Here is a 24,921-nt window from a genome sequence, read left to right on the forward strand (position 1 = left end):
GCGAGGAAGCTTGTCCCGTCGACGCCATCGTCGAGACCCGTATCCACGAGTACCACATGGAGCGGAAAGGCGAGAACATCATGACGAAGGACAAGCTGCTCGCCGTGGGCGACAAGTACGAAGCGATGATCGCAGCGGACAAGGCGGCCGACGCCGCTTTCCGCTAGACCAAGAAAGATAAGGAACGAGACGTCTTGATCACCGGGGTGCTCTTCTACGCGTTCGCGGCCGTGCTCGTGGTGGCCGCGCTCGGCGTCATCACGTCGCGCAACCCCGTGCACGCGGCGCTGTTCCTCGTTCTCGCCTTCGTGCAGAGCTCTTTCTTGTGGCTGCTCATCGAAGCCGAGTTCCTCGCCATCGCACTGGTGCTCGTCTATGTCGGCGCCGTCATGGTGCTGTTCCTGTTCGTGGTCATGATGCTCGACATCAATTTCGTCGAGCTGCGCCAGGGGTTCCTGCAATATCTGCCGATCGGCGGCCTGATCGGCGCCATTCTGCTGATCGAACTCGGCCTGGTGCTGGGCGGCTGGGTGATTACGCCGATGGCCAAGGAGGTCGCCGCCGAACCTCTGGCGGCTGTCGGCCAGGTGACCAATACGCATGCGCTCGGGTCGGTGCTCTATACCAAGTACATCTTCCTGTTCCAGGGCGCCGGCCTGATCCTGCTGGTCGCCATGATCGGCGCCATCGTGCTGACGCTGCGCTCGCGGCCTGGCGTGCGGCGCCAGAGCATCGCCGAGCAGATCGGTCGCCGCCGCGAAGACGCCGTGGTGATCAAGAAGGTCGAACCGCGGCAGGGGATATAAGACGATGACCATTGGCCTTGGACATTATCTCACCGTTGCTGCGATCCTGTTCACGCTCGGGATCTTCGGCATCTTCCTGAACCGCAAGAACGTCATCGTCATCCTGATGTCGATCGAACTGATGCTGCTGGCGGTCAACATCAACCTGGTGGCGTTTTCCACCTTCCTGCAGGATCTGGTCGGCCAGGTATTCGCGCTGTTCGTGCTGACCGTGGCGGCCGGCGAGGCGGCGATCGGCCTGGCCATCCTGGTGGTCTATTTCCGCAACCGCGGCAGCATCGCGGTTGAGAATATCAATCTGATGAAGGGCTGAGGCGGCAAGATGACGATGTATCACCTGATCGTTTTCCTGCCGCTGCTGGCCGCGATCGTCGCCGGCCTGTTCGGCCGCCGGCTGGGCGATGCCGCCTCGATGGCGATCACCTGCGTTGCCGTCAGCATCAGCGCGGTCCTTTCCTGGGTCGCGCTCTATCTGGTGGTCGGCAAGGAGATGGTGGCCACCGTACCGGTGCTGGACTGGATCGATTCGGGCAGCTTCAGCGTCGATTGGGCGCTCAGGATCGATCAGCTCACCGCCGTGATGCTGGTGGTGGTCAATACGGTGTCGGCGCTCGTGCATATCTACTCGGTCGGCTACATGAGCCATGATCCGAGCAAGCCGCGCTTCTTCGCCTATCTGTCGCTGTTCACCTTCGCCATGCTGATGCTGATCACGGCGGACAATTTCGTGCAGCTTTATTTCGGCTGGGAAGGCGTCGGTCTGGCCTCCTACCTGCTGATCGGCTTCTGGTTCCACAAGCCGTCCGCCAATGCCGCCGCAATCAAGGCCTTCGTGGTCAACCGCGTCGGCGATTTCGGCTTCGCGCTCGGCATCATGGCGCTGTTTTTCACCGTGGGATCGGTAAACTTCGACACCGTGTTCCAGGCGGCGCCGGGATTGGCCGGCAAGACCTTCCATTTCCTGTGGAAGGATTGGGACATCCTCAATGTCGCGACCTTCCTGCTGTTCCTCGGCGCCATGGGCAAGTCGGCCCAGCTTGGCCTGCATACCTGGCTGCCGGACGCCATGGAGGGCCCGACCCCGGTTTCCGCCCTGATTCATGCCGCAACCATGGTCACCGCCGGCGTCTTCATGGTGGCGCGCTGCTCGCCGCTTTTCGAATATGCGCCGGATACGCTCAACATCGTCGCCGTGATCGGCGCCTCGACCGCCTTCTTCGCCGCGACCGTCGGCCTGGCCCAGCACGACATCAAGCGGGTGATCGCCTATTCGACCTGTTCGCAGCTCGGCTATATGTTCTTTGCGCTGGGCGTCTCGGCCTATCCGGCCGCGATCTTCCATCTGTTCACGCACGCCTTCTTCAAGGCGCTGCTGTTCCTGGGCGCCGGCTCGGTGATCCATGCCGTCGACGGCGAGCAGGATATGCGCCGCATGGGCGGACTGTGGAAGCACATCAAGATCACCTATGTGATGATGTGGATCGGCTCGCTCGCCCTGGCCGGCTTCCCGATCTTCGCCGGTTATTACTCCAAGGACATGATCCTGGAATCCGCCTTCGGCGCCGGCACCGGCGTCGGCCAGTATGCCTATATCCTCGGCATGGCCGCTGCGGTGCTGACCGCATTCTATTCCTGGCGTCTGCTGTTCCTGACCTTCCACGGCGCGCCGCGGGCGGACCATCACGTCATGGAGCATGTGCATGAAAGCCCCTGGGTGATGCTGATCCCGCTGATCCTGCTGTCGATCGGCGCCGTTTTCGCCGGCATCCTGTTCAGCGATGGCATGGTCGGCCATCACTGGCAGGAATTCTGGGGCCATTCGATCTTCATCCTGGAAGACCACAAGGCCATGGAAGCCGCGCATGAGGTGCCGGCCTGGGTCAAGTTCGGCCCCATCGTCGTCGGCCTGGTCGGCGTTGCGGTAGCCTGGTGGGCCTATATCCGCGATCCGGAACTGCCGGCGCGGGCCGCGAAGCAGCAGGCGGTGCTTCACCAGTTCCTGCTCAACAAGTGGTATTTCGACGAGATCTACGACTTCATCTTCGTCCGTCCCGCCATGTGGCTTGGCCGCCTGCTCTGGAAGGGCGGGGATGGGCGGATCATCGACGGTCTCGGCCCCGACGGCTTCGCGGCCACGGTCGTGCGGCTCGCCAGGCGCGCCTCGGTGCTGCAGTCCGGCTACGTCTATCACTATGCCTTCGCCATGCTGATCGGCGTGGTGGCGCTGGTGACCTATTTCTTTACCTTCATGGGGCACTGAGAAGATGTCGAGCATGCCCTTGCTGTCGATCGTCACCTTCCTGCCCCTGGTGGGCGCGGCTTTCATCTTCCTGGCGCGCGGCCCGGAAGAGATCGTCGCACGTAACGCCCGTTCGGTGGCCCTGTGGACCACGACGATCACCTTCGCCGTGTCGCTGCTGATCTGGCTGAATTTCGATACCTCGACCGCCAACTTCCAGTTTGTCGAGAACGTCGACTGGATCGGCGCCGGTATCAACTACCATATGGGTGTCGACGGCATTTCCATGCTGTTCGTCATCCTGACCACCTTCCTGATGCCGCTCTGCATCCTGGCGTCCTGGAATGCCATCGAGGTCCGGGTCAAGGAATACATGATCGCCTTCCTGGTGATGGAGACGCTGATGATCGGCGTCTTCTGCGCGCTCGACCTCGTGGTGTTCTATCTGTTCTTCGAGGCCGGCCTGATCCCGATGTTCCTGATCATCGGCATCTGGGGCGGCAAGCGGCGCGTTTATGCCAGCTTCAAATTCTTCCTGTACACGCTGCTCGGCTCGGTGCTGATGCTGCTGGCGATCCTGTACATGTATTTCACCGCCGGCACGACCGACATCCCGAGCCTGATGAAGACCGGCCTGTTCTCGGCCGAGGCGCAGAACTGGCTCTGGCTGGCCTTTTTCGCGTCCTTCGCGGTGAAGATGCCGATGTGGCCGGTGCATACCTGGCTGCCGGATGCCCATGTCGAGGCGCCGACCGCCGGCTCGGTCATCCTGGCCGCGGTGCTCCTGAAGATGGGCGGCTACGGCTTCCTGCGTTTTTCGCTGCCGATGTTCCCGCTGGCCAGCGAGCATTTCGCGCCGTTCATCTTCACGCTCTCCGTCATCGCCATCGTCTACACCTCGCTGGTGGCGCTGATGCAGGAGGATATGAAGAAGCTGATCGCCTATTCTTCAGTCGCGCATATGGGATTCGTGACCATGGGCATCTTCGCGCTCAACACCCAGGGCGTCGAAGGCGCGATCTTCCAGATGCTCAGCCACGGCATCGTTTCCGGTGCCCTGTTCCTCTGCGTCGGCGTGGTCTACGACCGCCTGCATACGCGCGAGATTGCGCGTTACGGCGGGCTGGCCAGCAACATGCCGAAATACGCCACCGTCTTCATGCTGTTCACCATGGCCAATGTCGGATTGCCGGGGACATCGGGTTTCGTCGGCGAGATTCTCAGCCTGGTCGGCGCCTTCCAGGCCAATACCTGGGTTGCGCTGATCGCCACCACCGGCGTCATCCTGTCGGCGGCCTATGCGCTGTGGCTTTATCGCAAGGTGATCTTCGGCGAGCTGACCAAGGCCGATTTGAAGGCCATGCTCGACCTGAGTCCGCGCGAGATCGCCATCTTCGCGCCGCTGATCGCCTTGACCTTGTGGATGGGCATCTATCCGGCGCCCTTCCTCGATGTGATTGCCGTATCGGTGAAGAACCTGCTCGATCAGCATCAGACGGCTTTGGCCGCCGCCAAGGCGGTGGCGATGGCCGCCCGCTAGGAGTTAGCCCGTGACCGCTTCGACCCTTCCCGCGCTCGCGCCCGTCTACCCGGAAGTCTGGCTGGCGCTTGCCGCCATGGCGCTCTTGATGCTCGGCGTCTTCCAGGGCGACAAGAGCACCCGCCTGGTTTCCTGGCTTGCCGTCCTCGCCCTGGCGGTGACCGCCGTGCTGCTGTCGATGCAGCCCGGGGCCGCCACGACGACCTTTGGCGGCATGTTCGTTGCCGACAGCTTCAGCCGCTTCTCCAAGATGCTGGTGTTGCTCGGCTCGGCTTTCTCCATCATCCTCTCGATCGGCTATATCCGCACCGAGCGGATGGAGCGCTTCGAATATCCGGTGCTGATCCTGCTCTCCAGCGTCGGCATGCTGATGATGGTCTCGGCCAACGATCTCATCGTGCTGTATCTCGGCTTCGAATTGCAGTCGCTGGCGCTCTATGTCACGGCGGCCTTCAAGCGCGATTCCGGCCGCGCCACCGAAGCGGGCTTGAAGTATTTCCTGCTCGGCGCGCTGTCCTCGGGCATGCTGCTCTATGGCGCTTCGCTGATCTACGGTTTTGCCGGCTCGACCGGATTCCCGGCGATCGCCAAGGCCCTGAGCGGCGCCGAGCATGCCTCGATCGGCCTCGTCATCGGCATTGTGTTCCTGTCGGCCGGCCTGGCGTTCAAGATTTCGGCGGTGCCGTTCCATATGTGGACGCCGGACGTCTATGAAGGCGCGCCGACTCCGGTGACCGCCTTCTTCTCGGTCGCGCCCAAGATGGCGACGATGGCCCTGTTCGTGCGCGCCATGCTGGCGCCGTTCTCGGATATCGGCGCCGATTGGCAGCAGATCATCATCGTGATCAGCGCGCTCAGCATGATCCTCGGCGCATTCGCCGCCATCGCGCAGAGCAACATCAAGCGACTGATGGCCTATTCCTCGATCGGCCATGTCGGTTACGCCCTGATCGGGCTGGCGGCCGGCACGGAAGAGGGGATTCGCGGCGTGCTGGTTTATCTGGCGATCTACCTGGCCATGAATGTCGGAACCTTCGCCTGCATCCTCGCCATGCGGCAGAAGGATCAGATGGTGGAGGGCATTTCCGATCTGGCCGGGCTGGCGAAGACCCATCCGGGCATGGCCTTCCTGTTCGCGGCGTTCATGTTCTCGATGGCAGGCATTCCGCCGCTCGCCGGTTTCTTCGGCAAATTCTATATTTTCGTCGCCGCCATCAACGCGCATCTGTACGCCTTGGCGATCATCGGCGTGCTGACCTCGGTGGTGGGCGCCTACTACTACCTGCGTATCGTCAAGATCATCTATTTCGACGACGCGGTAGAGCCTCTGGCCAAGCCGGTGCGCAGCGAACTTGGTGCGGTGATGGCGGTCACCGGACTGTTCACCATCCTGTATTTCGTTTGGCCGGCGCCGCTGCTGGCGGCGGCGCAAACCGCGGCCAAAGCGCTCTTCCCCTGAGAAGGTCCGAGCCGATGACCGCGCAGGCTGCCTGATGATCTGGGATCTCAGGGCCTTCGAGGTCATCGACAGCACCAACGAGGAAATCCGGCGGCAGGCGGAAGCCGGCGCCGCCGAGGGCCTCGCCGTTACGGCGAAACGGCAGACCGCCGGCCGCGGCCGGCGTGGCCGCGCCTGGGAATCGCCTGAAGGCAACCTGTTTCTCTCGGTGCTGCTGCGCCCCGCCACCACGGCGGCGGAGGCCGCCAGGCTGTCGTTCCTGGCCGCAGTGGCTTTGGCCGACGCACTGGAACTGGCCGCTCCCGCGCTGCGCCGCCGGCTTGGCTGCAAATGGCCCAACGATGTTCAGGTGGACGGCGCAAAAATCGCCGGTATCCTGCTGGAATCGCGAACCAAACCCGATGGTTCGCTGGATTGGGTTGTGATCGGTATTGGCGTGAATTTGGCATATCATCCAACCGATACGCCTTATACGGCGACCTCGCTTTCGGCGCATGGCGTAACCGTTGCGCCGCGTGAGTTCGCCGAATGGCTGCTGGCCCGGTTGGGCTACTGGTACGGCCGCTGGCAGGCGGAAGGCTTCGGCCCGGTCCGTGAGGCCTGGCTGCGGCGGGCGCAGGGCCTGGGGCAGCCGGTCGTCGTGCGGCTGCCGGATGGCGAGTTGCATGGGCGCTTCGCTGCTTTGGACGAGAGCGGGGCCCTGCTGCTGGAGTTGCCCGATGGTCGTCGGCGGGCGATTACCGCCGGCGATGTCTTTCCCGCCGCCTGAATATCGGCCGGTTGAAAGGAAAAGCCATGTTGCTTGCCATCAATGCCAACAATACGAACGTCAAATTCGGCGTGATCGACGGCGACCGCATCGTCGGCGAATGGCGCCAGCATACCTCGGCGATGCGGACCGCCGACGAACATGCCGTCTGGCTCATGCAGCTCATGGCGATCGAGAAGATCGACCCGGAGCAGATTACCGATGCGATCATCGCCAGCGTGGTGCCGCAGGCGACGTTCAATCTGCGCCGCCTGTGTCAACGGTATTTCGGCACCGAACCCCTGATCCTCGGCGAGCCGAATGTCAGATACGGCATCCAGATCAAGGGCCAGGGCGCCGGTGCCGACCGCATCTGCAACACCGTGGGCGCCAGCGTGTTGTTCCCCAGGACGCCGTTGATTGTCGTCGATTTCGGTACGGCGACCACCTTCGATGTCGTCGATGAAGAGGGCAGCTACTGCGGTGGCGTGATCGCGCCCGGAATCAATCTGTCCATCGAGGCGCTGGTGAACGCCACGGCGTTGCTGCCGCGCATCGTCGTCGAGCGGCCGACCCATGTGATCGGAACCAATACGGTGGATTGCATGCATTCGGGCGTGTTTTGGGGCTATGTCGGACTGATCGAAGGCATCGTCAGCCGCATCCGGTCGGAATTCGCCCGTCCGATGAAGGTGATCTCCACCGGCGGCCTGGCGCCGGTATTCGACGGCGCCACCAATGTCATAGAGCAGATCGTGCCTGACATCACGGTTCGCGGCCTGATCGAAATCTTCCGGCGCAGTAAAGGGTGAAGCAACCAAGCATGTCCGAGAGTCTCGACCAGCAGTCCCTCTATTTTCTGCCGCTCGGCGGCGTGAACGAAATCGGCATGAACCTGAATCTCTACGGGTATGCCGATCAGTGGATCATGGTCGATCTCGGCACCAGCTTCGCCGACGAGGGCATGCCGGGCGTCGATTTGGTGGCACCGGACGTGACCTGGATCGCCGCCCGGCGCGAGCGCCTGCTCGGCATTGTCCTGACCCATGCGCATGAGGACCATCTCGGCGCCGTCAGCCATCTGTGGAACGATCTGCGTTGCCCCATCTGGGCAACCGGCTTTGCCGCATCCGTGCTGCGCCGCAAGCTGGCCGAGAAGGCGATGGAGAATGACGTTCCCGTCAACATCTACAAGCCGGGCGAGGTGATCAAGCTCGGACCGTTCGAGATCCGCTCGATCAGCATCACCCATTCGACCCCGGAGAGTCAGGCGCTCGCGATCGAAACGCCGTGCGGCACCGTGCTGCATACCGGCGACTGGAAGCTCGATCCGCGCCCGATGCTGGGGCCGCAGACCGAGGTGGAGGTGCTGCGCAGCTATGGCGACAAGGGCGTACTGGCGCTGGTCTGCGACAGCACTAATGTGTTCAACCAGGGCTCATCCGGTTCGGAAGGCGACGTCCATGACAGCCTGATGAAGGTGCTGGCCGGCCGGAACGGCCGCATCGCCGTTACGACCTTTTCCTCCAATCTGGCGCGGCTGGAAACCCTGTTCGCCGTGGCCAGGCATCTCGGCCGGCATATCTGCCTGGTCGGCCGTTCGCTGCATCGCTTCATCGCGGCGGCGCAGGAGAATGGCTATCTGCAGAGCATTCCCAATCTGGTCGAAGAGCGCGAGGCGGGCTATCTGCCGCCCGAACGGATCATGTATGTCTGCACCGGCTGCCAAGGCGAGCCGCGCGGTGCGATGGCGCGGATCGCATTCGGCAGCCATCCCAGCGTGGTGCTCGAGCGGGGCGATCTGACGGTATTTTCGTCGAAGATCATCCCGGGCAACGAGCGCGCGCTCTATCGGGTGCATAACGAACTGGTCAGCCGCGGGATCGAGGTGATCACCGAGAAGGATGCCTTCGTTCATGTCTCCGGCCATCCCTCGCGCGACGAACTGGCCGAGATGTATCACCTGGCGCGGCCGCAGATCGCCATCCCGGTGCATGGCGAGCCGCGTCATCTGGTCGAGCATGCGCGCTTCGCCCAAAGCCTGCAGGTGCCGCATGGTCTGGTGCCGCGCAACGGGGATTTGATCCGCCTGGCGCCCGGCGTGCCCGAGGCGGTCGAGCAGGTGCCGGCCGGCCGGCTGGCGATCGACGGCGATGAGCTGGTATCGATCCAGGGCGGGGCGCTGCAGCAGCGCCGCAAGCTCGCCTTCAACGGTGCCGCCTCGATCAGTCTCGTGGTCGACAGGCACGGCCATCTGCAGGCCGGGCCGCAGGTCAAGCTGACCGGTGTCGTCAACGGTCAGCCGGAGCTGACCGCCGCCGAGATCGCCGGCGAAATCGCCGCGGCGATCGACCGGCTGGGCAACGGGGCGGAACGCAACGACAGCAATCTCGAGCAGACGGCGATCCGTACGCTGCGCGCCAATCTGCGCACGTTGACCGGCCGCAAGCCGACCGTCCAGGTGCACCTGGTGCGTCTGCCGTAGCGGAAGACGCCGGGATGAGAGACATTTTGCCGCCTTGAAGCGGGCGCGGCAGCCCTTCATATTGCGCTGCAGTCAACGACCGCAGGAAACGACCCGGAAGGAAACATCCGTCATGATCGGCCGTCTTAATCACGTCGCCATCGCCGTTCCGGACCTCGCCGCCGCTGCGGCCGTCTATTCGGGAACGCTGGGCGCCAAGGTGTCTCCGCCGCTGGCCCAGCCGGAACATGGCGTGACGGTTGTCTTCGTCGAATTGCCGAATACCAAGATCGAGCTTCTGCATCCGTTGGGAGAGAATTCGCCGATCGCCAATTTCCTGGCCAAGAATGTCGCAGGCGGCATCCATCACGTCTGCTACGAGGTGGACGACATCATCGCCGCGCGCGACAAGCTCAAGGCCGAAGGAGCGCGGGTGCTGGGCGATGGCGAGCCGAAAACCGGCGCCCATGGCAAGCCGGTCCTGTTCCTGCATCCGAAGGATTTCTGCGGCACGCTGATTGAAATCGAGCAAGTGTGACGGATCGACATGACCTGGTTCAACAACGCCGTCGCCTTCGTCATCATCTACATGGTGGTGCTGTTCTGCGTATTGCCGATCGGCGTCAAGCCGGCCGCGGAAGCGGAAGAGGAAATGCTGCCCGGCCAGGCCACCTCGGCACCGACCAACCCGCGCATGGGTTTCAAATTCCTGCTGACCTTCGCGATCAGCCTGGTGCTGTTCGGGATTTATTACGTGATCGGCTATTACGATCTGCTGGATTTGAACGACGTCTTCGGCCGCGGCTGACGTAGCCGCGCAGAGCGCTGAAAATCCACAACCTTTGCGGGAATCGTTCCGGGCGGGCCCGGATATACGAAAGAGGGCGGTACAAAAAAGAAAGGAGCAAGGACGCGCCTCGCTCCGTACCCCGTCTCGCACGGGTAAGTTTAAGCCTCCCCAGACTTGGGCCGCCTGTTACCAAGCGGTTGCGTAAATTCTATACCGAATGATGAAACCAGTGTCATCTGAAAAGTGACACCAATCACACAGATTATGGATTGCTTAATACCGATTATTAATAGCGGCCCGCCATGGTTGTAAAATGAAACGAGTTGCGTCTGCTACTCTCGTCGCCGCAGCCCTGCTGGGGACCGGTATTGCCATGGCCCAGCCCAAGCCCGAGGCGGGGCCGGGCCAGCCGGCACTGATCGTCAGCCTGGATGCCGCCGACTGCCGCCGCCTGCTGGCGGAACGCGAAGCCGCCGATGTCGCGCATCGCTCAGATGCGGGCGTGGAATACAGGCCGGGCCGGGATGTCGATTCCCGGGGCCGCCCGATCCCCCCGGCAGATCTGCCGGGCGCCAATCCGCTGCCTCTGACCGGCCCTCTGACCTTGCCGCTCACCATGCGCCTGCAGGATCTACTCGGCAGCCGGACGCCGGCGAATTTGGGCGAATCCGATCTTGGCGTTGCCAGGGTCGCCATAGACCCGATGACCGGCAGGCTCGCCTTCAACGGCCAGCCGCTGGAGCGCCCGGCGGAGGATGCCATCGCCCAGGCCTGCCGTGCGTATTTGGCCAGGCATAAGCCGCCGAAGTAACGGCGAAGTTCGCAGCTGGGCCATTGCGGGGCTTTGGCTGCGGCCTTAAAAACGCCCCATTACCTAGCCACAACCGCGTCTTAGCAGGAAAACCAGAACATGCGGCTCAGCAGCTATTTCCTCCCCGTTCTGAAGGAAAACCCGAGCGAGGCCCAGATCGTCAGCCATCGGCTGATGCTGCGCGCCGGCATGATCCGGCAGACCGCGGCCGGCATCTATACCTGGCTGCCGCTCGGCTTCCGCGTGCTGAAGAAGATCGAGCAGATCGTGCGCGAGGAACAGGACGCCGCGGGCGCCCAGGAACTGCTGATGCCGACGATCCAGCCGGCCGAGCTGTGGCAGAAGAGCGGCCGCTACGAGGATTACGGCAAGGAGATGCTGCGCATCACCGACCGCCACGAGCGGCCGATGCTCTACGGTCCGACCAACGAGGAGGTGCTGACCGACATCGTGCGGGCCGAGATCAAGAGTTACCGCGAGGTGCCGAAGATCCTCTATCACATCCAGTGGAAGTTCCGCGACGAGGTGCGCCCGCGCTTCGGCGTCATGCGCGGCCGCGAATTCCTGATGAAGGATGCCTATTCCTTCGATCTCGACCAGGCGGGGGCGCGGCGCTCGTACAACCGCATGTTCGTGGCCTATCTGCGCACCTTCGCCCGCATGGGCCTGAAGGCAATCCCGATGCAGGCCGATACCGGCCCGATCGGCGGCGATCTCAGCCATGAATTCATCATCCTGGCCGAGACCGGCGAGAGCGCCGTCTTCTGCGACAAGGCGCTGATCGAGCGCGACGTGCTGGGCGAGGCCGTCGATTACGGCAGCGACCTGCAGCCGCTGGTCGATAGCTGGACCGCGCCCTATGCGGCCACGGAAGAAAAGCACGATGCCGCCCGCTTTGATGCGTTGCCGAAGGAGCGGCAGGTCGCCGCCCGCGGCATCGAGGTCGGCCATATCTTCTATTTCGGCACCAAATATTCCAAGCCGATGGGAGCGGTGGTGCAGGGGCCGAACGGCGAGAGCATCATGCTTGAGGGCGGCTCCTACGGCATCGGCGTCTCGCGGCTGGTCGGCGCCATCATCGAGGCGAGTCACGACGACAGCGGCATCGTCTGGCCGATGGCCGTGGCGCCGTTCCATATCGGTCTGATCAATCTCAAGGCCGGCGATGCGGATTGCGACAGGGCTTGCGAGGACCTCTACGCCAGACTGAAGGCGGCCGGCTTCGACGTGCTTTACGACGACCGGGACGAGCGCGCCGGGGCCAAATTCGCCACCATGGATCTGATCGGTCTGCCGTATCAGGTCACCATCGGGCCGCGCGGCCTGAAGGCGGGCACCGTCGAAATCAAGAACCGCGCCACCGGCGAGAAGGAAGAACTCGGCCTGGACGCGGCGCTGAACAAGCTCAACGCCGCGCGAGCCGCGTAACAGGAGCCGCGATGCCGTTCTTCTCCCGCTTCGAGTGGATGCTGGCGCTGCGCTATCTGCGGGCGCGGCGCCAGGAAGGCTTCATCTCGGTGATCGCCATCTTCAGCTTTCTCGGCATCATGCTGGGAGTGGCGACGCTGATCATCGTCATGAGCGTGATGAACGGCTTCCGCGTCGAACTGATGGGCCGCATCCTCGGCCTGAACGGACATCTGACGATCCAGTCGGAAGCCGGGCTGACGGTGAAGGATTACGACCGCGTCGCGGATATCGTCGCCAGGCTGCCCGGCGTGGTGATGGCTAATCCGATGATCGATGGCCAGGTCATGGCGACCGCCAACAATGCCGCCGTCGGCGCCATGGTGCGCGGCGTGCCGCCGGCCGACCTGCGCCGCGAAAGCGCCATCGCCAACGGCATTCGCCAGGGCTCGCTGCAGGATTTCCAGGGCGAGGACGCGGTGGCGATCGGCCATCGGCTGGCGCGCAAACTCGGGCTCAATCTGGGCGATCAGATCACGCTGATCTCGCCGCAGAGCACGACGACGCCCTTCGGCAGCGTGCCGCGGGTAGCGCGCTATCGCGTCGCCGCAATCTTCGATGTCGGCATGTTCGAATACGATTCCAGCTTCATCTACATGCCCTTCGAGGCGGCGCAGACCTATTTCCGTCTGCCGAAACAGGCCTCCGCCGTGGAGGTGCGGGTCAACGACCCCGACAAGGCACGCAGCGTGGCGCGCGAAATCAGCCAGGCGATCGGGCCGCAATACCGGCTTTATGACTGGCAGCAGGCCAATGCCCATTTCGTCAATGCGCTGGATGTCGAGCGCAACGTGATGTTCCTGATTCTCACGCTGATCATCGTGGTGGCGGCCTTCAACATCATCTCCAGCATGATCATGCTGGTCAAAGACAAGGGCCGCGACATCGCCATCCTGCGCACCATGGGCACCTCGCGCGGCGCCATCATGCGCGTTTTCGTCATTTCCGGCGCCAGCATCGGCGTGCTGGGCACGGCGACCGGCTTCGTGCTCGGGCTGGTCTTCTCGCTCAATATCGAGACGATCCGGCAATGGCTGCAGAACCTGACCGGCACCGAGCTGTTCTCGGCCGAAATCTATTTCCTCTCCAAGCTGCCGGCCAAGGTGGAGAATACCCAGGTGCTTGCCGTCGTGCTGATGGGACTGGCGCTGTCCTTCCTGGCCACGCTGTATCCGTCCTGGCGCGCCGCCCGCCTCGATCCGGTGGAGGCGCTGCGCTATGAATAAAGGGGGCGAGGTGCTTCGCCTCGAAGGCATCCGCCGCACCTTCAAGCAGGGCGGCGAGAAGATCGAGGTGCTGCGCGGCGTCGATCTCACGGTCGCCCGCGGCGAGATCGTGGCCTTGCTGGGGCCGTCCGGTTCGGGCAAGTCGACCTTGCTGCAGATCGCCGGCCTGCTCGAGCAGCCGAGCGACGGCAGGATTTTGATCGCCGGCCAGGATTGCAGCCGGATGGGCGATCGCGAACGCACGCTGACGCGCCGCCTGCGGGTCGGCTTCGTCTACCAGTACCATCACCTGCTGCCGGAATTCTCGGCGCTGGAAAATGCCGCCATGCCGCTGCGCGTGCGCGGCGAGAGCAAAGCCGAGGCGCATGGCACGGCGCGCCAGCTTTTGAGTCACCTCGGCCTGAGCCACCGCCTGTCGCACCGCCCGGCGCGGCTGTCGGGCGGCGAGCAGCAGCGCGTGGCGATCGCCCGCGCCTTGATCGGCCGCCCCAGCCTCCTGCTGGCCGACGAGCCGACCGGCAATCTGGACGAGAAGACCGCAGATGTGGTGTTCGGCGAACTGACCGACCTGGTGCGCAATTTCGGCGTCGGCGCCCTGATCGCGACCCACAATACCGACCTGGCCGAGCGCATGGACCGTATCGTCGTGCTGCACGAAGGCGTGTTGCTGGCGGCCTGATCCCGGCGGGGACCGCGATGCGGCCACCGGCCGTCAGTCCGGATTGCTTTTCAACGCCGCTGCCGCCGTTTCCCAGCTTCCTGTCCTGGCCAATTGCGGCGCGTAGTCCGGCTCGGTCCAGCGCAAGGGCACGGCGCCGCGCAGCAGGTAGCCGGCTTCCGGCTCGAAGCGCAGCAGCCGCTGCGCGCCCTGGAAAGCGGCAATCAGGGGATCATCCAGGATCACGCTGGCGGCGCCGGTGAGTGCCAGCAGATTGCCCGAATCGAAATCGATGAACAGCAGCCCGGCCTTCGGATTGATCGCGATATTGCCTAGCGTGTTGAAATAGAGATTGCCGGCATAGTCCGGCACGGCCAGCACGCTGCGACCGGCTTCCTCCGTGATCCGCACGAAGCCGGGTCTGCCGCCGCGATGGGAGATGTCCACGCCATCGCTGCGCCCGCCGTGATCGGGCTCGGCCGAGGCCGTGGCGATGAAGAAGGTATCGGCCTGTGCCGCCAATGCCGCCGCGTCGGCCGACAGAAGCGGTCCCTGTTCCTGCCAGGGATGCGCCTGCGCGAATGTTTCCGGCAAATCGACGAAGCGCGGCCGTCGCGCCTGGATGTATTGCGGACAATTGCCGAAGCTCTGGTCGACATGCAGCGTGAAGGCGCCATCCTCGACGGCGGTGATCCGCCCGTTCATGCGGTTGCGCCGGCGCGTATGCAGCTCGATGCCGAGCAGCCCCAATGCGGCGCCGGGCCGCAGGCTTTCGGTCAGCGGATCGTTCGGCGCCGGCCGTGCCGCGATGCGCATGGTCTGTGCATCGGGCGTGCGGACGAAGCCCGGGCGGCCCACCAGCAGCGATGCCCAGGGCCGGCCATATGTGTCGCGGCTGCCGGCCAGCAGGTAGGGCAGTTTCTCGAACAGCTCGCGATGCTGGTCCGGCATGAAGTCGCGGATGACGCGCTGGCCAACCTCCGCCATCCGCTCGCGCACGCCGGCAAGCAGTTGCATCGCCTGCTCACCGGCATGGAAGGCCTCCTGGACCTCGGCCATGGCTAGGCCGCCTCCGGCACCGGCGAGCGCTGCATCGGCACGAAGCCTGGCAGGGCTTCGATGCGGGCCAGCCAGGCGCGGATATTCTGATACGGCTCCAGCGCGATGCCGCCTTCCGGCGCATGCGCCGTGTAGCTGTACAGCGCCACGTCGGCGATGGTCGGTGCCGCACCGACGAGGAATTCCTGCCGGGCGAGCGTTGCCTCCATCACGGCGAAGAGTTGGCCGGTGATAGCCATGCACATCTTGGCGTCCATCGGGCGCTTGAACAGACGGATCACCCGGGCAAGCGCCGGGCCGAAGGCAAGTTGGCCCGCAGCCACGGAAAGCCAGCGCTGCACATGGGCGGCGCCGACCGGATCGCGCGGCAGCCATGTGCCGGCATGGTCGTAGCGCTGCGCCAGGTAGACCAGAATGGCGTTGCTGTCGGCGATGGCGACATCGCCATCCTCGATCACCGGAACCTGGCCGAAGGGATTCTTGGCCAGGAAGGCGGGGGTCTTCTGCTCGCCCTTGGCAAGATCGATATTGATCCGCTCGAAGGGCAGGCCGAGCAGCGAGAGGAACAATTCCGCCCTGTGCGCATGGCCGGACAGGGCGAAGCGGTAGAGCTTGATGGGCTGGGCGGGTTTGGTCATGAGGAGCGATTCCCTGCTGGCATTGCCGTTGTCGCCGCCAAAGATGCCCGTTTCATTCGTTAAGTTTAATACCCGCAGTTGACAAGGTATTATTTCGATATATGGAATAATCTATGGATCAGCTTGCCGCGATGCGCATTTTCGTTGCCGTGGCCGAGGCGGAAGGCTTTGCCGCCGCCGCCCGGCAACTGGCTTCGTCGCCGCCGGCGGTGACGCGGGCGGTTGCGGCTTTGGAGGAGCGGATCGGCGCGCGCCTGCTGCTGCGTACGACGCGCAGCGTCCGGTTGACCGAGGCAGGGCAGCGCTATCTGGCCGATTGCCGCCGCATCCTGCTGGAAATCGACGAGGCCGAAGCCACCGCAGCCGGCGTGCAGGCCGAGCCGCGCGGCCAGATCGCGATGACGGCGCCGGTCATGTTCGGCCGTCTGCATGTCGCGCCGATGCTGCTCGGTTTCCTGGATCGCTTCCCGGAGGTCACGGCGCGGCTGGTGCTGCTGGATCGTGTCGTCGACCTGATGGAGGAGGGCTTCGACGTCGCCGTGCGCATCGCGCATCTGGCCGATTCATCGCAGCAGGCGGTCAAGGTCGGTCATGTGCGGCGCGTGATTTGCGCCTCGCCCGATTATCTGGCACGGCACGGCGAGCCGGAAACCCCGGCCGATCTCGTCCATCATCGCGCGGTCTTCACCTCGCCGCTGGCCAACCTGCGCGACTGGGGCTTCGGCGGGCGCGGCGGCTCGCGCATCGCGCCCTCGGCGCAGCTCATGGTGAATTCCTCGGATATCGCCATCGCCGCCGCGCTCGAGGGCAGGGGGCTGACCCGGCTGTTGTCCTATCAGATCGCAGCGGAACTGCGTGCCGGGCGGATCAAGATCGTCCTTGCCGATTACGAGCCCCCTCCGGCGCCGGTGCATATCATGCAGATGGAAGGCCGGCGGCCTTCGGCGCGGCTGCGCGCTTTCGTCGATTACGCCGTCGAACACTTGCGCGCAGACCTCGCCCGGCTCGACGCCGAGACCAGCAGCGCCTCTAGGCCTTCACAGCCTCCCGCGCATACTCGTCGTGACGTTTCACCCAATCGGTGAGATTGCCGTTCCTGGTTTCGTTGCGCCCCTTCGGCGTCATGTCGAGGAACATGTAGGCGCCGAGCCCGCGTTCGTCGCCGCGGCCGAAGGCGGAGTAGGTATGATAGATCGTGCCGGATTCGTCCTTGTAGAAGACGCTGGCGCCAGGCAGGTCCTCCATCGTGGTCTCGATCATGTCGTAGTTGTAACAGACCTTGCCCTTGGCCAGGTCTTCTTTGCGGAACGAGACGTTGAAATCATAGTTGAAGTCGCTGTGCGCGGAAGAAACCCAGGTGAATTTCCAGCCCATGCGCTTCTTGTAGGCTTGGATCTTCTCAAGCGGCGCGCGTGAAACGGCGATCACCGTGAGGTCGTGATGGGCAAGATGCTGGTTGGGCCCGTCGATATGGTCGGCGAAGAACGAGCAGCCGAGGCAGCCCTGCTTCCAGTCCGGCGCGAACATGAAATGATAGACGAAAAGCTGGCTGCGGCCGCCGAACAGCTCGGCCAGGATTTTGCGGCCCTGGGGCGTGTCGAAGATGTAATTCTTGTCGACCGTGACCCAGGGCAGGGCGCGACGGGCTTCGTTCACCTGGTCCTGCAGCCGGGTGAGTTCCTTTTCCCTGGCCAGCAAATCCTTGCGGGCGGCGATCCAGTCCTCGCGGGAGACGATGCGGTGCGGTTGTATGGGGGGCGGTTGTATGGGGGGCGGTTGCATGGGGCGCTCCTCCGGGCGGCGTTGCATGCGGCACCGGGTTGCCGTGGTTGACACAAAAAGTTGATATCAACATAATATCGCCATGTCAAAGCCGAATGAGCTGCCCTACGAAATCACCCACATGGTGCGCGACACCTGCGTCTGCATGCATGTGCAGCGGGCGGCACGGGCGCTCGCGCGGCGCTTTGACGACGCCTTGCGGCCGCTGGATCTGACCAACGGGCAGTTTTCCTTGCTGATGTCGCTGAACCGGCCCGAGCCGGCAAATATCGGCGCCGTGGCAAGTCTGCTGGCGATGGACCGCACGACGCTCACCGCCAATCTGAAACCGCTGGAGCGGCGCGGCCTTGTCGAAGTGACGGTAGACCCTGCGGACAAGCGCAGCCGCCGGCTGATGCTGACCGCCCAGGGGCGGCGGTTGCTGGTGAAGGCGCTGCCGATCTGGAAGAAGACCCATAGCGAGATCGGCAAGCTGGTCGGCAACGACAATCTCGACCAGTTGCGCGCCGATCTCACCGCATTGTCCTGACCGGGCAACCGGTTTCACAGCCCGCTTTCCATCCGGACCGCTGGGCCAGCGAGCCAGCATGGACGCCCGGTAATCTTTATCGACAGAGTCTCGACGGCGGCGCAGCCTCTTGTCCGGACGGATGTTCGCCTTATATTCCTCGAAGGCGTCGCTGCGGCTGCCGCCGGGAAATGGGGCACCTCCGCGGTCGGCAGGGGGCCGCAGCGGTTCCGGGCGGGCTTCGGCGGTCTGGTATGGGCCGCAGCGGTTCCAGGCGGTCCGGAATGGTCAGCAACGGTCCGCGGCGGTGAGAAACGGGCTGCAACGGTCCTCTCAGTTGCATTGACAGCCTTGCAATCATTCCACGCGCCACGCAGTAGAATGGGCAGCATGCCCAAGGCCTAGACGGGTTTTCCGCTTCGTTCGCCAGCATCTGGGATTCGTCCGCAGGCGTTCTCGAAGTCGTCGACGGAGTTCCGGACTTATCCACAAGATATTGTGAATCAACGTGAATCCGCTACGCCTCTGGTGGGATTCGGCGCGCGTCCGTTCTGGTCTGCGGCCCCTAGGTCGGCTATCGTAAAAGGTGAACGGGAATCGAAAACGCCTCCATGAGCCACGCCGATTTTGTCCATCTCCGCGTCCATACCGCCTACTCCCTGACGGAGGGGGCGATCCGCATCGGCAAGCTGGCCGAGCTGTGTCTGCAGAACCGCATGCCGGCGGTGGCGATCACCGATACCAACAACCTGTTCGGTGCCCTGGAATTCTCCAAGGAGATGGCCGGCAAGGGCATCCAGCCGATCATCGGCTGCCAGCTCAACCTGGCGCGGGCCGATGCCCAGGCGGTGCTGAGCAAGAATGCCCGCAAGCCCGATCCCGACCGCATCGTCCTGCTGGCCCAGGATGCCACCGGCTATGCCAACCTGATGAAGCTCTCCACCAAGGCCTATCTGGAGCCGCCGCAGGGCGAGGCGGCGCAGGTGCAATGGGCCGATCTGGCGGCGCTGAATGCCGGGCTGATCTGCCTCACCGGCGGCCCGCAGGGGCCGATTGCGCGGCTGCTGGCGGAAGGGCAGACCGACGCCGCGCGCGAGCAGATCGAGAAGCTGGCCGCGATCTTCCCGGGCCGGCTCTATGTCGAACTGCAGCGGCATGGCTGGGCCCTGGAAGCGAAGACCGAGCCCGGTCTGCTGGATCTGGCTTACGCGCTCGACCTGCCGCTGGTGGCCACCAACGACTGCTACTTCCCCGACGAGAGCATGTACGAGGCGCATGACGCGCTGCTTTGCATCGCCGAGGGAACTTACGTGGGCGAACAGAATCGCCGCCGCGTCACCCCCGAACATCGCTTCAAATCGGCCGAGGAGATGCGGGTGCTGTTCGCCGACCTGCCGGAGGCGATCGACAATACGCTGGTGATCGCCAAGCGCTGCGCCGTCAAGGCCGACGAGCGCAAGCCGATCCTGCCGAACTTCGGCGACGGCACCGGGGAATCCGAGGCCGACACCCTGCGCCGCATGGCGCGAGAAGGGCTGGAAAGGCGGTTGCAGCAGATCGGGGTGAGCGGCGAGGCGGCCAAGCCGTATTACGACCGGCTCGATTTCGAATGCGAAACGATCATCAAGATGAAGTTTCCCGGCTATTTCCTGATCGTGGCCGACTTCATCCAGTGGGCCAAGCGCAACGGCGTCGCCGTCGGACCGGGCCGCGGCTCGGGCGCGGGCTCGCTGGTCGCCTGGGCGCTGACCATCACCGATCTCGACCCGTTGCGTTTCGGCCTGCTGTTCGAGCGCTTCCTCAATCCGGAACGCGTCTCGATGCCCGACTTCGACGTCGATTTCTGCCAGGAACGGCGCGACCGCGTCATTCATTACGTGCAGGAGAAATACGGCGCCAGCAATGTCGCCCAGATCATCACCTTCGGTAAGCTGCAGGCGCGCGCGGCGCTGCGCGACGTAGGCCGCGTGCTGCAGCTTCCGCTGGGCCAGGTCGACCGCATCTGCAAGCTGGTGCCGAACAACCCGGCCAATCCGATTTCGCTGGGCCAGGCGATCAAGGAAGAGGTGCGTCTGCGGGAGGAACGCGACCGCGATGAGGCGGTGGCCCGCATGATGGACATCGCGCTGAAGCTGGAAGGGCTGTACCGCAACGCCTCGACCCATGCAGCCGGCGTCGTGATCGGCGACCGGCCGCTGGTCGAGCTGGTGCCGCTTTACCGCGATCCGCATGCCTCCATGCCGGCGACGCAATTCTCGATGAAATACGCCGAGGCCGCCGGCCTGGTGAAATTCGACTTCCTCGGCCTGAAGACGCTCGACGTGCTGGAAAAGGCGGTCGAGCTGATCCGCAAGAAGGGCGTCGATATCGATCTGGCGACGATACCGCTGAGCGACCAGCCGACATTCGACCTGCTCGGACGCGGCGATGCGGTGGGCGTGTTCCAGTTCGAAGGCAGCGGCATGCGCGACATGCTGCGCAACATGAAGCCGGACGCCTTCGAGGACCTGATCGCCCTTGTGGCGCTGTATCGCCCGGGCCCGATGGAGAATATCCCGACCTACATCGCCCGCAAGCACGGCAGGGAGAAGCCCGACTATCTGCATGAATGGCTGAAGCCGGTGCTGGAAGAGACATACGGCGTCATCATCTACCAGGAACAGGTGATGGAGATCGCCAAGATCCTGGCCGGCTATTCGCTCGGCGAAGCGGACCTGTTGCGCCGCGCCATGGGCAAGAAGATCAAGGCCGAGATGGATGCGCAGAAGGAGCGCTTCATCTCGGGCGCCAGGGAAAAGGGGGTCGATCCCAAACAGGCCGCCTTCATCTTCGAACTGGTCGAGAAATTCGCCGGCTACGGCTTCAACAAGAGCCACGCGGCGGCCTACGCGCTGGTCGCCTGGCAGACCGCGTATCTGAAAGCCAATTATCCGGTCGAGTTCATCGCCGCTTCGATGACGCTCGACATCTCCAATACCGACAAGCTGAACGTCTTCCGCCAGGAATGCGCCCGTCAGGGCATCGCCTTGCTGCCGCCGGACATCAACAGATCGGATGTCGAATTCTCGGTGGAATACGACGCCGCCGGGAAGGGCGCGATCCGTTATGCCTTGGCGGCGGTGCGCAATGTCGGCGCCGCACCGATGGGGCAGATCGTGGCCGAGCGCGAGAAGGGCGGAACTTTCAAATCGCTGTTCGATTTCGCCGGCCGGGTCGATCCGACGGCGCTCAACAAGCGCATGCTGGAGAATATCGCCAAGGCGGGGGCCTTCGACGGTCTGGAGAAGAGCCGCGCCAAGGTCATGGCCAGCCTGGAAACCCTGATCCGCTATTCCCAGACCAAGGCGGAGGAGCGCGGCTCGAACCAGGTTTCGCTATTCGGCGGCGGCAGGACGGAAGAACGGCTGCCCAAATTGCCCGAGGGCGAGATTTGGACGCCGATGGAGCAGCTTGCCAAGGAATTCGAGGCGATCGGCTTCTACCTTTCGGCCCATCCGCTGGATGCCTACCAGGCCACGTTGAACCGCGTCGGCGTGAAGCGCTACAGCGAGATGCTGAAACAGCTCCATTCCGGCGAGCAGATTTTCAAGCTTGCCGGCACGGTGATCTCCAAACAGGAGCGCACCTCGCAGAAAACCGGCAACCGCTTCGCTTTCGTGCAATGCTCGGATGCTTCCGGCATGTACGAGGTGATGCTGTTCTCGGAAGTGCTGGCGCAGCATCGCGACCTGCTCGAGGCCGGCACCAACGTCGTCTGGACTCTTTCGGCGCGTGCCGATGGCGAGCAGCCGCGGCTGAGCGCGCAGAAGGTGGAAAAGCTCGACGATGTCGCGGCGCGCGCGGCGGCCGGCATCAAGATCCTGGTCGAGAATGACCGCTCATTCGAGCAGATCCGGGTTTTGCTCGACAAGGCCGGCAAGGGCCGCGGCCAGGTGCTGCTGGGGCTCAAGCTGGAGGAACCGGGCGTGCCCGGCGGCATCGAGGCCGATATCAAGCTGCCGATGGGCTACGCGATCAATCCGACGGTGCGGCATCAGATCCGCGTTCTGCCGGGCGTCGTCGAGGTTTATGACATTTGACGGGTATTGCGATGTCGGAACAGCCCAGGGCGATCTACCGCAAGGATTACCGCGCGCCTGATTACCGGATCGAGACGGTCGATCTCGATTTCGACCTGCAGCCATCGGCCACTCTGGTCAAGTCCCGGCTGAAGATCACGGCAAGCGACAATTCCAGGCCTTTGGTGTTGGATGGCGAGGATCTGGAGCTGGTCTCGCTCAGGCTCGACGGCCGGCCGCTGGAAAAAGGCGAATACAGCCTCGACGACAAAAGCCTGACGATCGTCAATCCGCCGCCGGCCTTTACGCTGGAAATCGAAACGAAGATCAACCCTGCCGGCAACACGCAGCTCTCCGGCCTCTATCAGTCGAGCGGCAATTTCTGCACCCAGTGCGAGGCGGAAGGCTTCCGCCGCATCACGTATTTCCTCGATCGCCCGGACGTCATGGCCGTCTACCGGACCATGATCCGCGCCGACAAGGCCGCCTACCCGGTGCTGCTGTCGAACGGCAATCTGGTGGAGGAAGGCGCGCTCGAGGGCGGCCGGCATTACGCGATCTGGCACGATCCATTCCCGAAGCCGAGCTATCTCTTCGCGCTCGTTGCCGGCGATCTCGCCTGCAATGAGGATGTGTTTGTTACCCGCAGCGGCCGCAAGGTGCGCCTGCGCATCTTCGTCGAGCATGGCAAGGAAGGCCGCACCGGCTATGCAATGGACTCGCTCAAGCGCGCCATGCGCTGGGACGAGGAGCGGTTCGGCCTGGAATACGATCTCGACCTGTTCAACATCGTCGCCGTCAGCGATTTCAATATGGGCGCGATGGAGAACAAGAGTCTCAATATCTTCAACGACAAATTCATCCTGGCCGACCCCGAGACCGCCACTGACGGCGACTATGCCGGCATTGAGACGGTCGTGGCGCATGAATATTTCCACAACTGGACGGGCAATCGCATTACCTGCCGCGACTGGTTCCAGCTCAGTCTCAAGGAAGGGCTGACGGTTTTCCGCGATCAGGAATTCTCCTCCGACATGCGCTCGCGGCCGGTCAAGCGCATCAAGGATGTGCGCATGCTGCGCGCGCGGCAATTCCCGGAAGATGCCGGTCCCCTGGCGCATCCGGTGCGGCCGGACTCGTATATCGAGATCAACAATTTCTATACCGCCACCGTCTATGAGAAGGGCGCCGAGGTGATCGGCATGCTGCGGACGATCCTCGGCGAGGAGGGCTTCCAGAAGGGGATGAAGCTCTATGTCGAGCGCCATGACGGTGAAGCAGCCACCTGCGACGATTTCGTCGCCGCGATGGCCGATGCCAATGGCGCCGACCTTTCCCAATTCAAGCTCTGGTACAGCCAGGCCGGCACGCCGCAGATCGAGGTCGAAGGCCGCTACGATGCCGGTACCGGCACGTATGAACTGACGGTCGCGCAAAGCTGTCCGCCGACGCCGGGACAACCCGACAAGGCACCGATGAATATTCCGCTGGCGGTCGGATTGCTGGACGCGCAAGGCCAGGACATCCCGCTGACCTTGGGCGATGCTCCCGCGCAAGCGGGTGTGGTCCTTCCGGTGAAGCTGGCGCGGCAGACCTTCTGCTTCGCCAATATCCCGGAACCCAGGGCTTTGTCGGTCAACCGCGGCTTCTCCGCCCCGGTGAACGTGAAGATCGCTCAAGGCGGTGCGGAGCGCGCCTTCCTGATGGCGCATGATTCCGATCCCTTTGCGCGCTGGGAAGCGGGCCAGCAATACGCCACCGAACTGCTGCTCAACGGCGTTTCCGCGATCCAGGCGGGGAAGCAGGTTGCCTTCGATCCGGCCTTCATCGATGCCATCGGCCGGATCCTGCGCGATGAGACCCTCGACAAGGCTTTTGCCGCCGAGGCGATCATGTTGCCGGACGAGGATTACGTTGCCGAGCGCATGGCCGTGATCGATGTCGATGCCATCCACGCGGCGCGGGAGGCCCTGCGGAAGCGGATCGCGGCAGCATATCGGGACGATCTGCAGCGGATTTACGAGAGCGACCATAGCCGCCAGCCGTTCAGCCCCGATGCCGCTCAGGCCGGCCAGCGGGCCCTGAAGAATGCCGCCCTGGCATATCTCTCGACGCTGGCCGACGAAGATAGCGGTGTGCGCCGGCAGATTGCGGCGCAATATGCCCAGGCGGATAACATGACCGACCGCATGGCGGCGCTGCGTCTGCTGGTCGATCTTGCCGGGCCGGAGCGGCAGCAGGCCTTGGATGATTTTTACCGGCGCTTCCGCGGCGACGCCCTGGTGCTCGACAAATGGCTGGCCTTGCAGGCGGTATCGTCCCTGCCGGATACGCTGGCGCGGATGAAGGAGCTGCTGCGCCACCCGGCTTTCTCGATGCAGAAACCGAACAAGGTGCGGGCGTTGGTCGGCAGCTTCACCGCCAATGCGCTCCGCTACCACGCTGCGGATGGCTCCGGATATTCATTTCATGCCGACCGCATCCTGGAGCTTGATCCGATCAATCCCCAGGTGGCCGCCCGTCTGCTGGCGCCATTGGGGCGCTGGCGGCGGTTCGACAGCCGCCGGCAGGAACTGATGAGGCGGGAGCTGGAGCGGATTCTGGCGGCGCCGAAGCTTTCGCGCGATGTCTACGAGATCGCGTCGAAATCGCTCGGCCGCTGACGGAG

General features: G+C 63.8%; 21 protein-coding genes. 18 read left to right on the plus strand and 3 right to left on the minus strand.

What is annotated here, in order from left to right; genetic code table 11:
* The first annotated feature begins 194 nt into the window (after nt 1-194).
* The 14 genes from VF194_RS02480 (at nt 195) to VF194_RS02545 (ending at nt 14,229) form a co-directional block, all read left to right on the plus strand.
* On the plus strand, nt 195-806 hold the full coding sequence (locus VF194_RS02480) for an NADH-quinone oxidoreductase subunit J (RefSeq protein ID WP_330887688.1): 612 nt from the start codon (nt 195-197) through the stop codon (nt 804-806).
* A gap of 4 nt (nt 807-810) precedes the next feature.
* A complete protein-coding gene (gene nuoK, locus VF194_RS02485; protein ID WP_330887689.1) occupies nt 811-1,119 on the plus strand; it encodes an NADH-quinone oxidoreductase subunit NuoK in 309 nt (102 codons plus the stop codon).
* Nucleotides 1,120-1,134: 15 nt separating this feature from the next.
* Complete coding sequence (nuoL, locus tag VF194_RS02490) at nt 1,135-3,066, plus strand: NADH-quinone oxidoreductase subunit L (RefSeq protein ID WP_330887775.1); 1,932 nt, start codon at nt 1,135-1,137, stop codon at nt 3,064-3,066.
* A 4-nt stretch (nt 3,067-3,070) separates the two neighbouring features.
* A complete protein-coding gene (locus VF194_RS02495; protein ID WP_330887691.1) occupies nt 3,071-4,585 on the plus strand; it encodes an NADH-quinone oxidoreductase subunit M in 1,515 nt (504 codons plus the stop codon).
* Nucleotides 4,586-4,595: 10 nt separating this feature from the next.
* Nucleotides 4,596-6,044 carry an NADH-quinone oxidoreductase subunit NuoN gene (nuoN, locus tag VF194_RS02500; protein ID WP_330887693.1) on the plus strand — a complete coding sequence of 483 codons (1,449 nt, stop codon included), beginning with the start codon at nt 4,596-4,598 and terminating at the stop codon, nt 6,042-6,044.
* Nucleotides 6,045-6,078: 34 nt separating this feature from the next.
* Nucleotides 6,079-6,813, plus strand: a complete 735-nt coding sequence (locus VF194_RS02505; protein ID WP_330887696.1) for a biotin--[acetyl-CoA-carboxylase] ligase — start codon at nt 6,079-6,081, stop codon at nt 6,811-6,813.
* Nucleotides 6,814-6,839: 26 nt separating this feature from the next.
* A complete protein-coding gene (locus VF194_RS02510) occupies nt 6,840-7,604 on the plus strand; it encodes a type III pantothenate kinase (RefSeq protein ID WP_330887698.1) in 765 nt (254 codons plus the stop codon).
* 11 nt (nt 7,605-7,615) lie between these two features.
* The gene (locus tag VF194_RS02515; RefSeq protein WP_330887700.1) at nt 7,616-9,277 is read left to right on the plus strand and encodes a ribonuclease J; all 1,662 of its coding nucleotides are present in this window, start codon (nt 7,616-7,618) and stop codon (nt 9,275-9,277) included.
* 112 nt (nt 9,278-9,389) lie between these two features.
* Nucleotides 9,390-9,794, plus strand: coding sequence for a methylmalonyl-CoA epimerase (gene mce, locus VF194_RS02520; protein WP_330887701.1), 405 nt, complete (start codon nt 9,390-9,392; stop codon nt 9,792-9,794).
* Nucleotides 9,795-9,803: 9 nt separating this feature from the next.
* Entirely contained in the window at nt 9,804-10,064 is a 261-nt protein-coding gene (locus VF194_RS02525; protein ID WP_330887704.1) for a DUF1467 family protein, read from the plus strand.
* A 295-nt stretch (nt 10,065-10,359) separates the two neighbouring features.
* Nucleotides 10,360-10,857: a hypothetical protein gene (locus tag VF194_RS02530; protein WP_330887706.1), complete on the plus strand. Its 498-nt coding sequence runs from the start codon at nt 10,360-10,362 to the stop codon at nt 10,855-10,857.
* A gap of 99 nt (nt 10,858-10,956) precedes the next feature.
* A complete protein-coding gene (gene proS / locus VF194_RS02535) occupies nt 10,957-12,285 on the plus strand; it encodes a proline--tRNA ligase (RefSeq protein WP_330887708.1) in 1,329 nt (442 codons plus the stop codon).
* 11 nt (nt 12,286-12,296) lie between these two features.
* Nucleotides 12,297-13,550, plus strand: a complete 1,254-nt coding sequence (locus VF194_RS02540) for a lipoprotein-releasing ABC transporter permease subunit (protein WP_330887710.1) — start codon at nt 12,297-12,299, stop codon at nt 13,548-13,550.
* Nucleotides 13,543-14,229 carry an ABC transporter ATP-binding protein gene (locus VF194_RS02545; RefSeq protein WP_330887712.1) on the plus strand — a complete coding sequence of 229 codons (687 nt, stop codon included), beginning with the start codon at nt 13,543-13,545 and terminating at the stop codon, nt 14,227-14,229. The genes VF194_RS02540 and VF194_RS02545 overlap by 8 nt, the downstream gene beginning before the upstream one ends.
* A 33-nt stretch (nt 14,230-14,262) precedes the next feature.
* Here the strand turns inward: VF194_RS02545 and VF194_RS02550 are convergent, their stop codons facing one another.
* Entirely contained in the window at nt 14,263-15,267 is a 1,005-nt protein-coding gene (locus tag VF194_RS02550) for a pyridoxamine 5'-phosphate oxidase family protein (RefSeq protein ID WP_330887714.1), read from the minus strand.
* A 2-nt stretch (nt 15,268-15,269) separates the two neighbouring features.
* On the minus strand, nt 15,270-15,905 hold the full coding sequence (locus VF194_RS02555; protein WP_330887716.1) for a glutathione S-transferase: 636 nt from the start codon (nt 15,903-15,905) through the stop codon (nt 15,270-15,272).
* Nucleotides 15,906-16,018: 113 nt separating this feature from the next.
* Between VF194_RS02555 and VF194_RS02560 the strand changes: the two genes are divergently transcribed.
* Nucleotides 16,019-16,990: a LysR substrate-binding domain-containing protein gene (locus VF194_RS02560; protein WP_330887718.1), complete on the plus strand. Its 972-nt coding sequence runs from the start codon at nt 16,019-16,021 to the stop codon at nt 16,988-16,990.
* Here the strand turns inward: VF194_RS02560 and VF194_RS02565 are convergent.
* Nucleotides 16,935-17,687, minus strand: coding sequence for a thioredoxin family protein (locus tag VF194_RS02565; protein WP_330887720.1), 753 nt, complete (start codon nt 17,685-17,687; stop codon nt 16,935-16,937). The two genes, VF194_RS02560 and VF194_RS02565, sit on opposite strands and share 56 nt — an antisense overlap.
* A gap of 82 nt (nt 17,688-17,769) precedes the next feature.
* On the opposite strand from VF194_RS02565, the gene VF194_RS02570 reads away from it, so the two are divergent.
* The 3 genes from VF194_RS02570 to pepN all read left to right on the plus strand — a co-directional run bounded on the left by VF194_RS02570 (nt 17,770) and on the right by pepN (nt 24,916).
* A complete protein-coding gene (locus tag VF194_RS02570; RefSeq protein ID WP_330887722.1) occupies nt 17,770-18,216 on the plus strand; it encodes a MarR family winged helix-turn-helix transcriptional regulator in 447 nt (148 codons plus the stop codon).
* Between the two features lie 590 nt (nt 18,217-18,806).
* Nucleotides 18,807-22,274, plus strand: a complete 3,468-nt coding sequence (gene dnaE / locus VF194_RS02575; RefSeq protein ID WP_330887724.1) for a DNA polymerase III subunit alpha — start codon at nt 18,807-18,809, stop codon at nt 22,272-22,274.
* A gap of 11 nt (nt 22,275-22,285) precedes the next feature.
* Nucleotides 22,286-24,916, plus strand: a complete 2,631-nt coding sequence (gene pepN / locus VF194_RS02580) for an aminopeptidase N (RefSeq protein WP_330887726.1) — start codon at nt 22,286-22,288, stop codon at nt 24,914-24,916.
* The last annotated feature ends 5 nt before the right edge of the window (nt 24,917-24,921 follow it).

Origin of the sequence: Ferrovibrio sp. (assembly GCF_036381655.1) — a bacterium.
GTDB lineage: Bacteria > Pseudomonadota > Alphaproteobacteria > Ferrovibrionales > Ferrovibrionaceae > Ferrovibrio.